This is a genomic window from Sulfurimonas sp. SWIR-19 (assembly GCF_020410885.1).
Lineage (GTDB): Bacteria > Campylobacterota > Campylobacteria > Campylobacterales > Sulfurimonadaceae > Sulfurimonas > Sulfurimonas sediminis.
Window position 1 is genome coordinate 1,854,658 of record NZ_CP084578.1, and the last position, 14,879, is coordinate 1,869,536.

At 34.0% G+C, this 14,879-nt stretch carries 15 protein-coding genes; 11 read left to right on the forward strand and 4 right to left on the reverse strand.

The genetic code is table 11. From position 1 onward, the window contains the following. Window positions 1-32 precede the first annotated feature (32 nt). The 3 genes from tatB to queA are packed head-to-tail and all read left to right on the forward strand — an operon-like array spanning window position 33 to window position 2,305. Window positions 33-443: a Sec-independent protein translocase protein TatB gene (tatB, locus tag LCX93_RS09690; RefSeq protein WP_226066111.1), complete on the forward strand. Its 411-nt coding sequence runs from the start codon at window positions 33-35 to the stop codon at window positions 441-443. Next, on the forward strand, window positions 436-1,284 hold the full coding sequence (gene tatC / locus LCX93_RS09695) for a twin-arginine translocase subunit TatC (protein WP_226066112.1): 849 nt from the start codon (window positions 436-438) through the stop codon (window positions 1,282-1,284). The genes tatB and tatC overlap by 8 nt, the downstream gene beginning before the upstream one ends. After that, window positions 1,277-2,305, forward strand: coding sequence for a tRNA preQ1(34) S-adenosylmethionine ribosyltransferase-isomerase QueA (queA, locus tag LCX93_RS09700; protein WP_226066113.1), 1,029 nt, complete (start codon window positions 1,277-1,279; stop codon window positions 2,303-2,305). The genes tatC and queA overlap by 8 nt, the downstream gene beginning before the upstream one ends. Window positions 2,306-2,317: 12 nt before the next feature. Here queA and LCX93_RS09705 read toward each other — a convergent pair whose 3' ends face one another. After that, window positions 2,318-3,772, reverse strand: a complete 1,455-nt coding sequence (locus tag LCX93_RS09705) for an acetyl-CoA carboxylase biotin carboxylase subunit (protein ID WP_226066114.1) — start codon at window positions 3,770-3,772, stop codon at window positions 2,318-2,320. 126 nt (window positions 3,773-3,898) lie between these two features. On the opposite strand from LCX93_RS09705, the gene LCX93_RS09710 reads away from it, so the two are divergent. Then, window positions 3,899-4,774, forward strand: coding sequence for an AraC family transcriptional regulator (locus tag LCX93_RS09710; RefSeq protein WP_226066115.1), 876 nt, complete (start codon window positions 3,899-3,901; stop codon window positions 4,772-4,774). A 12-nt stretch (window positions 4,775-4,786) separates the two neighbouring features. On the opposite strand, the gene LCX93_RS09715 is transcribed toward LCX93_RS09710, so the two are convergent. Continuing rightward, on the reverse strand, window positions 4,787-5,305 hold the full coding sequence (locus LCX93_RS09715) for a DNA-processing protein DprA (RefSeq protein ID WP_226066116.1): 519 nt from the start codon (window positions 5,303-5,305) through the stop codon (window positions 4,787-4,789). 101 nt (window positions 5,306-5,406) lie between these two features. Here LCX93_RS09715 and LCX93_RS09720 point away from each other — a divergent pair, with 101 nt between their 5' ends. Beyond that, window positions 5,407-5,751 carry a hypothetical protein gene (locus LCX93_RS09720; RefSeq protein ID WP_226066117.1) on the forward strand — a complete coding sequence of 115 codons (345 nt, stop codon included), beginning with the start codon at window positions 5,407-5,409 and terminating at the stop codon, window positions 5,749-5,751. A 22-nt stretch (window positions 5,752-5,773) separates the two neighbouring features. Here the strand turns inward: LCX93_RS09720 and istB are convergent, their stop codons facing one another. Then, the gene (istB, locus tag LCX93_RS09725) at window positions 5,774-6,526 is read right to left on the reverse strand and encodes an IS21-like element helper ATPase IstB (protein WP_226065210.1); all 753 of its coding nucleotides are present in this window, start codon (window positions 6,524-6,526) and stop codon (window positions 5,774-5,776) included. Window positions 6,527-6,565: 39 nt separating this feature from the next. Next, window positions 6,566-8,107: an IS21 family transposase gene (gene istA, locus LCX93_RS09730; RefSeq protein ID WP_226066118.1), complete on the reverse strand. Its 1,542-nt coding sequence runs from the start codon at window positions 8,105-8,107 to the stop codon at window positions 6,566-6,568. On the opposite strand from istA, the gene LCX93_RS09735 reads away from it, so the two are divergent. From LCX93_RS09735 to LCX93_RS09760, 6 genes are read left to right on the forward strand one after another with little or no spacing between them, the layout of a single operon-like run. Continuing rightward, a complete protein-coding gene (locus LCX93_RS09735; protein ID WP_226066119.1) occupies window positions 8,106-8,783 on the forward strand; it encodes a TnsA endonuclease N-terminal domain-containing protein in 678 nt (225 codons plus the stop codon). The two genes, istA and LCX93_RS09735, sit on opposite strands and share 2 nt — an antisense overlap. Next, window positions 8,776-10,647, forward strand: coding sequence for a TnsB C-terminal domain-containing protein (locus LCX93_RS09740; RefSeq protein ID WP_226066120.1), 1,872 nt, complete (start codon window positions 8,776-8,778; stop codon window positions 10,645-10,647). The genes LCX93_RS09735 and LCX93_RS09740 overlap by 8 nt, the downstream gene beginning before the upstream one ends. Further along, a complete protein-coding gene (locus LCX93_RS09745) occupies window positions 10,637-11,572 on the forward strand; it encodes a TniB family NTP-binding protein (protein ID WP_226066121.1) in 936 nt (311 codons plus the stop codon). Before LCX93_RS09740 ends, LCX93_RS09745 begins: the two co-directional genes overlap by 11 nt. Next, the gene (locus LCX93_RS09750) at window positions 11,569-12,708 is read left to right on the forward strand and encodes a TniQ family protein (RefSeq protein WP_226066122.1); all 1,140 of its coding nucleotides are present in this window, start codon (window positions 11,569-11,571) and stop codon (window positions 12,706-12,708) included. Before LCX93_RS09745 ends, LCX93_RS09750 begins: the two co-directional genes overlap by 4 nt. Beyond that, window positions 12,705-13,982, forward strand: a complete 1,278-nt coding sequence (locus tag LCX93_RS09755; protein ID WP_226066123.1) for an N-6 DNA methylase — start codon at window positions 12,705-12,707, stop codon at window positions 13,980-13,982. Before LCX93_RS09750 ends, LCX93_RS09755 begins: the two co-directional genes overlap by 4 nt. After that, window positions 13,975-14,871, forward strand: a complete 897-nt coding sequence (locus LCX93_RS09760; protein ID WP_226066124.1) for a phosphoribosyltransferase-like protein — start codon at window positions 13,975-13,977, stop codon at window positions 14,869-14,871. Before LCX93_RS09755 ends, LCX93_RS09760 begins: the two co-directional genes overlap by 8 nt. Window positions 14,872-14,879: the final 8 nt, after the last annotated feature.

Consider the following 14,879-nt stretch of genomic DNA (forward strand, 5'->3'; position numbering starts at 1 on the left):
ATCTCACTATCAATAAACTATGAAGGCTGAATATGTTTGGTATGGGTTTTACAGAGATGCTACTCATAGCAGTTGTCGCTATTTTATTTCTAGGTCCGGACAAACTACCTAGTACAATGGTCGAAATTGCTAAATTTTTTAGAAATGTTAAAAACACAATAGGAACAGTAAAAGATTCTCTTGAAGAAGAGATGAATTTAAGTCAGATAAAACAAGAAGCACTTGCCTACAAACAAGAGCTTCTGAGTGCCAGCGAAAGCCTGAACAAAGTTACAGATATTCCTGCACAGGCCGGTGCAAAACTTACAAGCCTCACAGATGATATTTTAGAAGATGATGAGAAAACAAAAGAAACACCCAAAGAGCCGCAGGAAGTAACTTTCAAGAAAAAGAAAAAAGAAGAAAAAATAGACACGAAAGAAGAAGATAATAAAGATGTTTGATGAATTAAGACCACACCTTGTAGAACTCCGAAAAAGGCTGGCTATTTCAGCAGCAAGTTTAATAGTTATGTTTTTTGTCATGTTTTACTTCCATGAACCAATACTTACATGGATGGTACAGCCACTCAATGATGCTCTGACAGAAGTTGGAAAAGTCTCTGTCAATGCGGCAAACGGTATGATTACCACATCACAGGTTGGCGGCGCATTCTTTGTCGCATTAAAAGTTTCATTTTTTGCAGCGATTGTAGGTGCTTTGCCTATTATACTTTCCCAAATCTGGCTTTTTATCGCGCCTGGACTCTATGCACATGAAAAAAAGATGATTATTCCTTTTATAGTCGGTGGTACAGTTATGTTTCTTGTGGGTGTTCTTTTTGCCTACTATATTGTGACACCTTTTGGATTTGACTTCCTTATTACCTTTGGTTCATTTAAATTTACTCCGCTTATTAACATCGAGGATTATGTCGGATTTTTTACAAAAATCATGTTTGGGTTTGGTCTTGCTTTTGAACTGCCTGTGTTTGCCTACTTTTTAGCTCTTCTTGGACTTGTTGATGACAGACAGATGACAGCATTTTTCAAATATGCAATCATTATTATTTTTATAGTTGCAGCCCTGCTGACGCCACCGGATGTATTGACACAACTGCTTATGGCCGGTCCTCTTGTGATACTCTATCTGCTTTCTATTTTGATAGTAAAAATGGTAAACCCTGCTCCGCCTCTCGAAGAAGAAGAAGAGGATGAAGAAGAGGAAGAAGATGAAAGCAGTTTAAGCGTTAAACATCATGATGAGTATGATGAACTTACAAATAAAAAGGATAAAGATGAGTAACCAGGAGTTACTCACTGCAAGCTATGACTTCACTCTTCCCGATGAACTTATAGCAGACTATCCTGCTTCTCCCCGTGACCATGCAAAACTTTTAGTCTACGACAGAGCTACTGACACAATTACACACACCTTTTTTTATAATCTTGAAAACTTTCTTTCTCCGGAGTGTGCTCTCATTTTTAATGATACAAAGGTTATAAAAGCAAGACTTTTTGGAAAAAAACAGAGTGGCGGAAAAGTAGAACTTCTCATAAACAGAGCCATTACTGCACACAATATCAATGTATATATTCGAGGAAAAGTGAAGACAGACACAGAGATATTTTTTGATGACAGTCTGATGGCAAAAGTGAAACAATTAAATGATGACGGCAGTCGTGAAGTAAACTTTTACCAAAACAATATACTGTTACGGTTTGAAGATTTGCTTCCTGTGATAGACAAAATAGGGCATATCCCTCTTCCTCCCTACATTCAAAGACCGGATGAGGATAAAGATGCTGATGAATACCAAAGCGTATTTGCTTCACAAGAAGGAGCCGTAGCTGCACCTACTGCTTCGCTGCATTTTACATCCGAGCAGCATAAAAGGATTTGTAAAAAACATAAGTATGCCTATATTACTTTACATGTAGGCAGCGGTACTTTTAAACCGGTGGAAGCTGAAGTGATAACAAACCATCCTATGCATTCGGAGTATTATGATATTTCCCAAGAAGCAAAAGAGATTTTGGATTCTGATATTCCTCTCTTAAGTGTGGGAACAACTTCAACAAGAACTATAGAATTTTATGCAAGACACAAAGAACAAACGAGGGGTGAAGCAAATCTGTTTTTGCATCCAAACAACAAACCCTTACGTGTCAACCATCTTTTGACAAATTTTCATCTGCCAAAATCAACACTGCTTATGCTGGTTGCATCTTTTATCGGACTCGATAAAACACATCAGCTTTACGCTGAAGCGATAAAAGAAAAATATAGATTTTATTCGTACGGGGATGCGATGCTTATTCTCTAAGCACCGCTGTTTTTAGCTTCTTGTAATTAAATTATTCTCTTTGATTTTTTTGATAATACTGCTTAAAAAAGAGACTTTTTTCTCTTCATCAGCAAGCAAAGAGACTGCACCAAGATTGAATTTTTCCATTTTGGAATCCAAATAACCTGTATTAAATTTTCCTGCTCTAAACTCATCATCCCGTACAATCTCTCTGTGCAGAACAATATTTGTTTTGAATCCTTCAATATAGAACTCGTCCAGTGCTCTTTTGGCTTTTTTGACAGCACCCTCCCAGTCCAGAGACCAGACTATGAGTTTTCCAAGCATAGAGTCATAACATGTAGGCAGTTCATAGCCTGCATACAGACTGGTATCAAGACGCACGCCCGGCCCTCCTGGTGTCAGGTATTTTGTAACCGTACCGGCAGTTGGCATAAAATTGTTTTGCGGATCTTCAGAATTGATTCTAAATTCAATGGAATAGCCTCGAAATTTTATCTCTTCTTGTAAAAATTTCAGCTTGTCCCCACCGGCAATCTCTATCATTCTTTGTATAATATCCACACCTGTAATCGTTTCAGTGACAGGATGTTCCACCTGAACTCTGGTGTTCATTTCTATAAAATAAATATTATCCTGCTCATCAACCAAAAATTCTACTGTTCCGACACTTTCATAACCCAGTCTGAACATTGCTTTGATGGAAACTCTGTAAAGTTCTTTTCGAACAGCATCATTAAGGAGTGGCGACGGAGCAATTTCAATAACTTTTTGATGGCGACGCTGAATCGAGCAGTCTCTCTCTCCCAAATGCACAATATTTCCGTATTTGTCGGCAACAATCTGCACTTCGATATGACGAGGGTTTTCAACATATTTTTCAATAAAAACATCGCCTTTGCCAAAATATTTCACCGCTTCATTTGTAGCAGATTCAAACATTTTAGAAAACTCTTTTGCCTGTTTGACAATCCTCATTCCTCTACCGCCACCACCGAATGCAGCTTTGATGATTACAGGAAATCCTATTTCTTTGGCAATTTTTTCACCCTCTTTGACATCTATAACCGGTGTATCAGTTCCTTCTAAAACCGGAACACCGATTTTTTTCATAGCAACTTTGGAAGCCATTTTATCACCAAAGAGTTCAATGTGCTCCGGCTTGGGACCTATAAAAATGATACCGTTCTCTTCACAGGCTCTGGCAAATTCAGCACTTTCAGATAAAAATCCGTATCCGGGGTGTATGGCGTCACAGTTTGCTTTTTTTGCCATTGAAATTATTCTTTCATAGTTCAAATATGCTTCAATAGGATTTCCCATTATAGGATAGCATTCATCTGCCTTGGCAACCCAGACACCCTCCACATCAACCTCTGAAAAAACAACAACTGTTTTTATTTCCAACTCTTTACACGCACGAATAATTCTCAGCGCTATTTCGCCTCTGTTTGCGATCAACATTTTAGATATTTTTTGCTTCATGTGATTCTCCAATATTTTAAACTGCAGTATTATAAAGTTTTAAAAAATTTATCTCTATACTTTAATTGACATTGAAATTATCTATTTTTGTAATTTTTATTTTCTAATTTTGCTATAATAAGAATTATGAAAAAAACAACTTTAGAAAAAAAGATAAAAATCTCCAATTATATTATGTATTACATTTATACCAATATAGATACAGATATCAATATGGATGAACTTGCCCAAAACCTAAAAATCAACAAATTTTACATGCATAAGATTTTTAAAGAGATATTCAACCGAAATATATATGAAAGTATAAAATCCATACGCCTGCAAAAAGCTTCCAATCTGCTCTTAACCAACAAATACTCCACAATATCCGAAGTTGCAAACTCCTGTGGATATTCTTCCCAGACTTCTTTTATACGCGCTTTTAAAATCCGCTTTGCCATGACACCCAAAGAGTGGCGAAAAGGGGGCTACAAAAAGTATTCGAACAAAATCCTCAAGCAGTCTCTCATAGCCACAAAATCAAAGGCACAGTTTCATACCATTACACCTGAAATTGTTAAGATGCCTGAACTTTCAGCATACTATATCAGACACAGAGGCTATAACGACAGCATAAAACAGACTTGGCAAAAACTTCAAACATGGGTATTTAGCAATAATCTCACCAATTACAAAGAGATTGCACTCCTGCATGACAATCCGGCGATTACACCGCTTGATGAGTGCCAGTATGTTGCTTGCATCGTAAATGAGGATTCAAATATTAACGTGAATGACAGATTGCCAAACTTTAAAATTTCAGGAGGCGTGTACGCGAAATTTCACCTGCAGGGAGAATCCGGAGATTTTTTAAAGTTTATTCACTGGGTGTATCATGAGTGGTTACCACAAAATGAATATGAAACAACCACAAAACCCCCTTATGTTATTTACAAGAAAAACAAATATTTGTCCAAAGATAATACTTTTGACATAGCCCTTTATCTCTCAATAAGTTATTAAGCTGCCCTTCAATTAAGAAGTGGGAAAAACTCTTGCGTTTTTTATCTCTATGGTACCGGCTAGTTCTGCTTCAAAAATTTTGGTCGGATATTTTTGTAAAGCGTCCTCATATATTGGATTACTTTGACAATAGTACAAAAACTCATCCAAAGCCACTTCTTTACATGTAAAGCCTGCAAACTGTGCAACAAAAGCATCTACATTATAGATAGCTTTTGCCTCTCCTTTTGCAAGTAACTCATTTGTCGCTTCACTCTCTCCTATCCGGTGTGCTAGTACATATACTTCTTTTCCCATTTTCAAAGCGTACTCAACACTGCGCATTGTTCCTGAGTTAAAATCTGCATAAGTCACTACAAGGACATCTCCCAAAGCAACGACTACTTCATTGCGCAAAGGAAAATGATACTTATGAGAAGGAGTCCCTTCTTCAAACTGACTGAGCACCAAACCCTTTGTCTCAATATCTGCAATAATATTTTTATTGATTGCAGGATAGCGCTTGTCTAGTCCTGTTGCTGCAACTGTCATATACAAGAAAAATCTGTATTAAAAGATAAATAAACTAGGAGTTTTTAAATTTTATTTACAAGAATAACATGAATTAAATAACAATAAAAAGGTGAAATACATTGAATATTACAAAAACTAACTGTACTAAATTTTCTATTGAAAAAACAGATAAAATTATATATAATATGAACATGAGTGTAAGAAAAATTAAAAAAAGCTACCTATCTTGTACTGGCTATTTTGCAAGCTATAAAAACAAAAATCAAGTTGCTTTCGAATCAGTACTTGAAAGAGATCTCTTTATGCTCCTTGAATTTGATACTAATGTTGTGAAATACGAAGAACAGCCTATGCAAGTTTTTTATCCTTTTAATGATAAAATGCATATGACGGAGCATCCGGACACCCAACGCGTTTCAAATCGGACACCAAGAAAGAGAATATTTTCTGTAACGCCATTTTAGCATAAAGTGTCCGAATGATTTTTTAATATTCGTCAGTTTTGATGCTCGATTTGAGTTTTCGCATCGATGGACCACTCAGTTCTATTCTATGGGAGGAGTGAACAATTCTGTCTAAAATTGCATCTGCAATGGTGTTGTTGTTGAGATAGTTATACCACTCACTTACAGGAAGCTGTGAAGTGATAATTGTAGAATTAATCTGTGTTCTGTCCTCTATGATCTCAAAGAGATTCGTTGCATCATCTTCACCCATAGGTATCACACCGAAGTCATCAAGAATCAGCAGTTTAAATCTTGAATACTTTTTAAGCAGATTAGTATAAGTTCCATCCAACCTTGCAATTTTTATCTCCTCAAGTAATGAAGGAGTTCTTACATAGTAGGCTTTGTACCCATCAAATATAGCCTTATTGGCAAACGCTTGAGCGAGATAGCTCTTTCCAGTCCCAGTTTTACCGGTAATGATGATGTTCTGTCTGGCATCGATGAAGTTGAGTGAAGATAATGACCTAATCTGTGCTTTGTTGATCCCTCTTTGTGGTGTATAGTCTATAGCATCGAGTGCTGCTTGCTTGTCTTTGATTTTTGAGAGTCTGTGATTCATGATAATGCGTTTATTGCGTAAAAATATATCCTGCGCATCAAGAAGCTGATAGAGTCTTTCGCTAAACCCCATAGAATCGTAGTTGATATCCTCCATCTGTTGCATATATGCCTCTTTAAAGCCCTTATAGCCAAGTTCTGTCAGTTTGTTGACAACGGTAGTGTGATTCATTCTTTTGTCCTTGTTTTTTTTGTTGTTTGATTGTTATTTCTATTTGTACTCATCCGCACCGCGGATATTGGAGTGGTTGTTAAAGAGTGCGTACTGTGATGATGGTTGCACATTATTGGCACTGTCACTCAGATAGAGCTTTTTATCGAGTATCGATCTGATCGACTTTGTGGTTGTGGTGTTATGCTTTGTAGCATACATCAGCGCCAACTCCAGCTCTGTGTTACCATAGAGTTTTGCCAACGATAAGATGGCTACTATTTTATTATACGCCTGTGGTGGATACTCCATCGATGCAAATATATCCTCCACAAACACACTGCTGAATTCACCTATCTTTTTTGCCCAAGAGCGCAGTCTTTGTGGATTCATACTCTCGTTTACATACTGATGTTTACTTGGCATATGTTCATGCAGTGTCGAGCACTCACCGACTCTTCGCAGGCGTGGATGTGTAGCGATGAGCCTGTTCTTGTGGTAGATATAGACACTCTGTGTGGAGTATCGTACCTCTACCTCTTCTTTGATATATTTGTAAGGTACGGAGTAGTTGCATTTCTCAAGGCTTATATGGTAATCCTGATGCACTTTTGCAATCTTGAACTGTTTATAGACATAGCTGTTTGCAGACAGTGGATTGAGATAGGGTGCATCGAGCTCATTAAAGAGCTCTGTTCTACTCTTTTGGAGATGTTTTATAATCTTGTTGTTGTATCTATCGAGCAACTCCGCTATAGCTTCGTTGAGCTCATCGACACTGAAAAACTTATGGTGGCGAAAGCGTGCGAGAATGTAGCGTTGAATCGCTTGGACACCCTGTTCTGCTTTTGGTTTGTCTTTTGGCTTTCTTGGGCGTGCGGGATTTACTATGACGCCATAGTGGCGATTGAGGTCTGCATAGCTCTCATTGACGACGATACCATTTTTATTATTGGAGATGATGGCACTTTTGAGATTATCGGGAACTGCCACTCTTGGCACTCCGCCAAAGAACCCATAGCACTTGACATGGGAGTAGATGAAGTCCTCCTGTCTTTGACTTGGGGTAGCGTGAACGAAGGTGTATCCACTTGCACCAAGTACGGCTATGAATATCTGTGCATACTCCACTTCACCGGTTCTTTGATTGTGTATTGGCATAGTAACACCGCTGTAGTCTACAAACATCTTCTCACCCGCAAGGTGTGTCTGGCGCATGGAGGGGTTGAGTTTTTTGACGAAGCGGCGGTAGTACACGCGAAACTGGGTGTACTGATACCCATCCGGATTATCCTCTTTATACTCTTCCCACAACAGATAGAGTGTCACTTTGGTTTTTTTACGCAGTTTGAGCTCTTGGTGGATATAGTTGAAGTTTGGCATCGCTTTGCGTGAGACGACGACACTGGCTACATCGGGGAAAAACTGTAGTTTGAGTGCATCATCATCTAAAACATCAATCTGTTCTATTGACAATCCAAGCTCTTTAAACCGTTTGATATAATCTGCAACGGTACTTTTGGCTACTCCTGTAGCGTCATGTATCTTTCTGATTGACAAGCCCATACTATGGTACTTTACAATATCACGAACTGATCTCATGGATATAATCCTCATTTTCAACACCCTTGTAAATAAATTTACAAAGAGTGTATTTGAATTTAGAAAATATCTCTTTCTTAAACGAATCTTTGTTGACGCTTTTTTAGTAAAAGTGTCCGAATCATTTTCGTCATCACTGTCCGATTTAAAACCGTCACAGGTGTCCGAACTAAAACGTTATGGGTGTCCGATTTGGTGCATTTTTTGCAATAAAACAAGAAGATATACTCCTGATGTACTTGTAACATATCAAGATGCGACACAAAAACTTATCGAAGTAAAATATTCCAGTGAATTAGTTAAAAAACCAGAATTAATAAATAAGTTTAATACTTTACAAGAGTATTTTTCAACTGAACATAATTTAATCTTTGAACTATTTACAGATAAGCAAATTAATACTCTCTATCTTGATAATCTAAAATTTCTTTATAACTTTGCTTTTGTTCCAGCTTATATCGAATATACAAATAGCATTGAAGAAATTCTTGTATATCACGATATGATTGCCATCAAAGATATTTTGTCTACTCTTACAACAAACAAAAATATACAACTTCAATATATTCCGTATATATGGAATTTTATATTTAAAAACATGCATCAAGTAGAAATAAATTTATATAAAAAACTCACTATGGCTACCTATATCACTTTAAAGAATCAACATGAGTAAACTAAATCTTACTATCGGTTCAACCGTATATTACAAAAAGCAAGAGCACACTATAGTACGTATTATTAATTTTAATCAAGTTGCAATACAGGATGTAAAGGAAAATAAAGTTTTAACAGTTCACATTAGCGAACTACGGTCAAATATGATTCAACCTACAACAGAGAAATCATATATTGACAACTACTCAGAAAATGAGTGGCAAATAGCCAAAGAACGCTATGAAATAATACAACCTCTTATATTTAAAAATCGTTCAAGAATAGAAGTAGAAGAGATAGCAAAACAACATCAAAAAAGTCCAACAACAATATATAAATGGATTAATATTTATGAACAAACCCAAGAGATTAGTTCACTTATCCCTAAGACAGCAAAAAGAGGTAAAAAAGGTAGTCGACTTGATAAAAAAGTTGAACACATCATACAACAAATACTCGAAGAGCTCTATCTGAATAAGCAAAAATACGGGTTCAGAAAAATATATTCCAAGATAGCACGGGCATGTAAAAAACTTAATTTAGATATACCTCATGAAAATACTATTAGAAACAGAATTGAAGCTATTCACCCTAAACAAGCTGTAAAGGCAAGGGATGGTTATAAAGCATCTCAAACACAATTTAATAATTTCGAAGGAGAGTTTCCGGAGGGAAATTATCCACTCGAAGTACTTCAAATTGATCATACTCCGCTTGATATAATTGTAGTTGACAAAATGCATAGACAGCCCCTGGGAAGACCTTATTTAACATTAGCAATTGATGTATATTCACGAATGATTGCAGGATTTTATATCTCATTACAAGCTCCTGGTTATTATAATGTTAGCCAATGTCTACTTAATTCATTTTCAGAAAAAGGTAATTTATTACAACAATACAATATTGAAGGTGAGTGGAATATCTATGGTATCCCACGCATTATACATGTTGATAATGGTGCAGATTTGGTCAGCAATGATATGCAACGCGTCTGTGATGAGTTTGGTATTACCTTAATGAAACGACCTGTTGCCAGACCTCAATTTGGAGCACATGTAGAAAGATTTTTTGGCACGATTAATAAAGAAGTCCATAATCTTGATGGAACAACCTTTTCAAATATTCAAGAAAAAGGAGAGTACAACTCTCAAAAAAATGCTTCCTATACACTTGAAGAATTGACAAAGTGGTTACTTCATTATATTGTAAATATTTATCATAATAGTTACCATCATGGTATTGAAATGACACCAAACGACAAATACAGGATCGGCATATTTGGAGATGATGACAATCCAGGTACAGGAGTACTCCCTCCAATTATTGAAAACATGGATGATATTCGTATTTCACTTCTACCAACATATTTTAGAACAATACAAAAAACAGGTATTTCCATTGATGGGATAACATATTATTCAGATGTTCTAAGACATTGGATTGGCATTAAAGATGAAAATGGCAACAAAATCAAGCATAAAATTAAAAGAGATCCACTTAATATTCAAAAAATTTACTTTTTTGATCCAGAAGTTAAAGAGTATTTTGAGGTACCATATCGAAAACTTTATGCACCAGTCATGACATTGTGGGATCTATATGCTGTGAAAAGATACCTTAAAGAGAAAAAAATCACAAATTACTCTGAAGAAGATCTCTTTGAAGCATATGAAGTACTTGAACGAATAGAGCAAGAAACCCTGAATACTCATAAAAAACAAAAGATAAGAAAATCAAAGCCAGTAAAAAATACGACACAAACAGTAATATATGAAAATAATGAAAAAGAAAATACAACAGCATCTAGTAATTACGACTCTTTGTTCGAAGATATTAATATTTTTGATGTTGCACTAATAAAGGCTATTGATGAAGATTAGTTTAACAAACGAAACCCGACAAATATTAGATTGTTCAATCGAAGAAAGAATAGCCTTTATATCAAAAGAAAAATGGATTAATTATCCACTTGCTCAAAATATTATCAATGAACTAGAAGATATTTTAAAATATGAACAAGGTAAAACACGAGTTACAAGTGTACTATTAGTTGGGTCTTCTCATAATGGGAAAACTTCTATTTTAGAAAGGCTTATAGAACTTCATCCACCTTATGATTACTATGCCACTAATCCTGAAAAAGTGATAGAACAATTTTTTGAAAAATATAGTGCCACAGGTATACCTGTACATTATATAATGGCACCAGGAGAGCCTAAAGAAACACGACTCTACAGTAATATTTTACATTCTCTGAATGCACCATATAGAGAATCAGACAATGTAGCTAAAAAGCAATATCTTGTTGAGTACTATTTAAAACTTTTAAATGTTAATATGCTTATAATTGATGAAATACACAATGTATTAAGTGGACCTGTTGCAAGGCAAAAGCAAGTGCTTAATGCTATCAAAAATTTGAGTAATACCCTCAAGATTCCAATTGTACTTGCAGGAACCAAAGACGCACTTCGAGTAATCAGTACAGATACACAGATAAGTAGTCGCTTTAGACCTTTATATCTCAAGAAATGGAAAATGAATCAAGACTATGTAAATTTACTTGCAACAATAATAAGTACTCTCCCGTTAAGAAAAGATTCCGATATTTTAAATCCACAAACAGCACAAGAGATTCTTAATATATCTGAAGGATATATCGGTGATATATTAGGATTGATAAAAAAAGCAGCCATCTATGCTCTTCGCAATCAAAAAGAATATATAGATTTTGAAGATATCAGAAACTGTAAATATAGCTCTTTATCAGAAACAAATAAAGTACGGGACCTTTCTGATATATGATAAAAACTATTAAATCTATCAAGTTACTACAACAACCTTTCATTATCATTCCAAAACCTTTAAAAGATGAAATCTTCAGCTCATGGTTTACAAGATTATCATATGCACATCATTTACATCCTCGTACATTCATAAACTTATATTTTGGTGTAGAAAATCGTGGTAAGTTCAAAAAAAATATCGACACTAGTCTAAATAAGGATATGCTTTCTCTTATTCAAACTATGTGCAACAATAGGGTTCAACCTTGCAAGCTCACTCTAAAAACGCATTCAGGATATTTACAAGAGGATGAAATAACAGTAGCTTCCAATAGATTCCTTGGACCATTAAAGTTTTGTCCACTATGCCTTCGAAAAGATAAAATTCCCTACTTTAGAAGGCATTGGAAACTTATATTTTATAATGCATGCAAAGAGCATCAATGTTACTTGTATGACACTTGTCCACAGTGTCAAAATCCACTCTCTATTTTAAAAATGTATAACAATAATTTTCCTTTTAACTATTGCTCTACCTGTGGATTTGAATTAAAAAAAGCAAAGAAACAAACTATTAAACAAAAATTTATTGTTGGTTTATATCAGCAAAATAGACTTCACAATATATTGACTAGAGGATATGTAAAATTTGGTAAAGATATAGTCTATTCATTTTGTTTTTTTGATGTCATTATTCAACTAACAAAAATTATTATGCTACAAAAGAATATTTTATTTATTCAATATCATCCATTATTTGGACTTCTAAAAAATCCCCTATACAAAAAAATAAATTCAGCTAAATCAGTATATATACAACTTAATGTTATTCAAAACTATGCACTATTTGGAATTATCCTTTCTTTATTTGCTAGATATCCGAATAATCTACAACAATATATCGACATAAATCATAAAACTCACTGGGATATGGTAAAAGAAATACGATATCTATCATATTGGTATGACACTTGTATAAACAGAATCGTACCACGATACATTGCATTTGGAGACTTAATTACAAAAGAAGAAATTGAAAATGGAATTAAGTACTTAAAATCACAACATAAAGAAATTACAAAAGCAAATCTCTCCAGACTATTTGGAAATATTAGTCACTTTGCGAAATATTCTTATAAGAATTTGCCACTATGACAGGTATAATAACTTCAAGTTCCAATATTATGATAAAATATCTTACAACAAAAAATGGCTATTACAAGGAGGAGTATCAAAGTATGACAATGTTGCAAAGTTTTAAGCAGTATTATACTCCTCAAAAATATAGCCAATACTTAATAAAAGAATTAAATTATTTACATCCAGAAAGAGTTATGGATTTAGCAATTGGTGCTGGCTCTTTAATAAAAGAAGCTTATGTGCTATGGAAAGATGCCAAGTATTTTGGAAACGATATTGATAACAATTGTTGTCATTCAGTTTCTAATGAATTATCAAATATTCAATGCTTTAACGAAAATGCATTGCAATATGACACGATTAATAAACTACTTCCAAGTACTCAACCTATTGATCTATGTCTAGGCAACCCACCTTTTGATTTAATACTTCAAAACCGTGATACTAAAAAAATTTTAAAAATTTTCAATTTACACGAAATATACAAATCAAAGAAAATACCAGCTGAACTTATATTTACTTTGCAATGTATTAGGATCGTATCACAAAATGGGACTATAGCTCTAATTCTTCCTGATGGTTGTTTTGTAAATAACTATTTTAAACCTTTTAGAAATTTTTTGATAACAAATTATGATATAAAAAAGATAGTCGAACTTCCTGATAATATATTTACTAAAACAGAAGCAAAAACACATATATTAATTTTTGAAAAGCAATCACCATCTAATAAACTTATCACATTATCTTCAGTAGAAAATCATATGAATGATATTCAAATAACAAAGCAACAAGCTTTAAATAGAATGGATTATAGTTATTACACTGATTTAAAAAACTTTCAATCACAAACATGTATTACGGACTTTGATATAGAAATTATACGAGGAAAACCAAAATATAAATTAATCGATATTGATCAAGCGTATATTTTACATACTACTGACTTATCAAAAAACCAAACTTTTTCAAATCGTTTAAAAAGTGATAAAAAACTTATAAAATACCGGGAAAGAATAGCAAAAGCAGGAGATATTATTTTTGCAAGAGTTGGAAGTTACTGTTTAGGCAATGTAGGTCTAATTGAAAAAGGCTATTTCGTGGCTACTGATTGTGTCTTCATTATACGAGTTAAAGATAAAATTTTACGAGAAAAACTTTTAAATTTACTACAATCACCCTTTGGAAAAAACTGGATAAAAGCCAATGCAAGAGGTGTCGCAGCGAAACATATTACATTAGAGGATATAAAAAATTTTCCTCTGCAAACGAGGTTTACACATGTTTGAATTACCTGATGAATGGGAAGCATTTTATGATGATATGACAGAAAGAGCAAAACAATACATTAAAATAAAATATTGGGATATTTCAGAAGATGACTTTCTACTTTGGCTTCAAAATTTTGAAACAGAGCATCAAAAATTTTTAGTAGCCATAATAATATATAGAATAATGTACAGAAATATTAATCCTATGCTTTCAATGTTCCAATATATTATAGATATTCTTTTACCAAATATTTTAGATGAACTTGATATATATACAATAGATTCGCTTGAGTCATTTCATGATAACTTAAAGAAAGGGTATGATCTTCCTATTCGATTTTCTGCTGTTGAAAATGTTGATGAACAAACAGGGAAAAGTGGAAGTTCTATCATACGTGATTTCGCAAGAAAAGGCAGTTTTCATAATAATTTCAAGATTGCTGCTCAAAACCTCAAAAACATAGATAGAAATCAAGTAAAAATTATTGTAATATTTGATGACATCATGGGTACTGGTGAACAATTTAATACATTTTTGGAGAATTATCATCAAGATTTAGAAGGACTAATTTGTTTATATACCCCTTTAACTGCCACTTCATTAGGTTTAGCATCTTTTAAAGCTGAGAAATATCCTAATGTTATTATAAAACCCGTTGAACTTTTAGATGAAAATTACAGTTTTTTTAATAAAAAATTTATGCCAAAAATTGCAGAAAATATCGATATCAATGATCTATTACAAGTATATAAAGATTTGGTTAAATCGAAGACAAAATTAAAAAGCAACTTGCTAGGAAGAAAAGATTTAGCATTAACTTATATTTTTTCAGTCTCAACTCCAAATAACTCACTTCCAATATTTTCATATAATGATCAAAATTGGAATTCAATCTTTCCAAGATAAGGATTTAA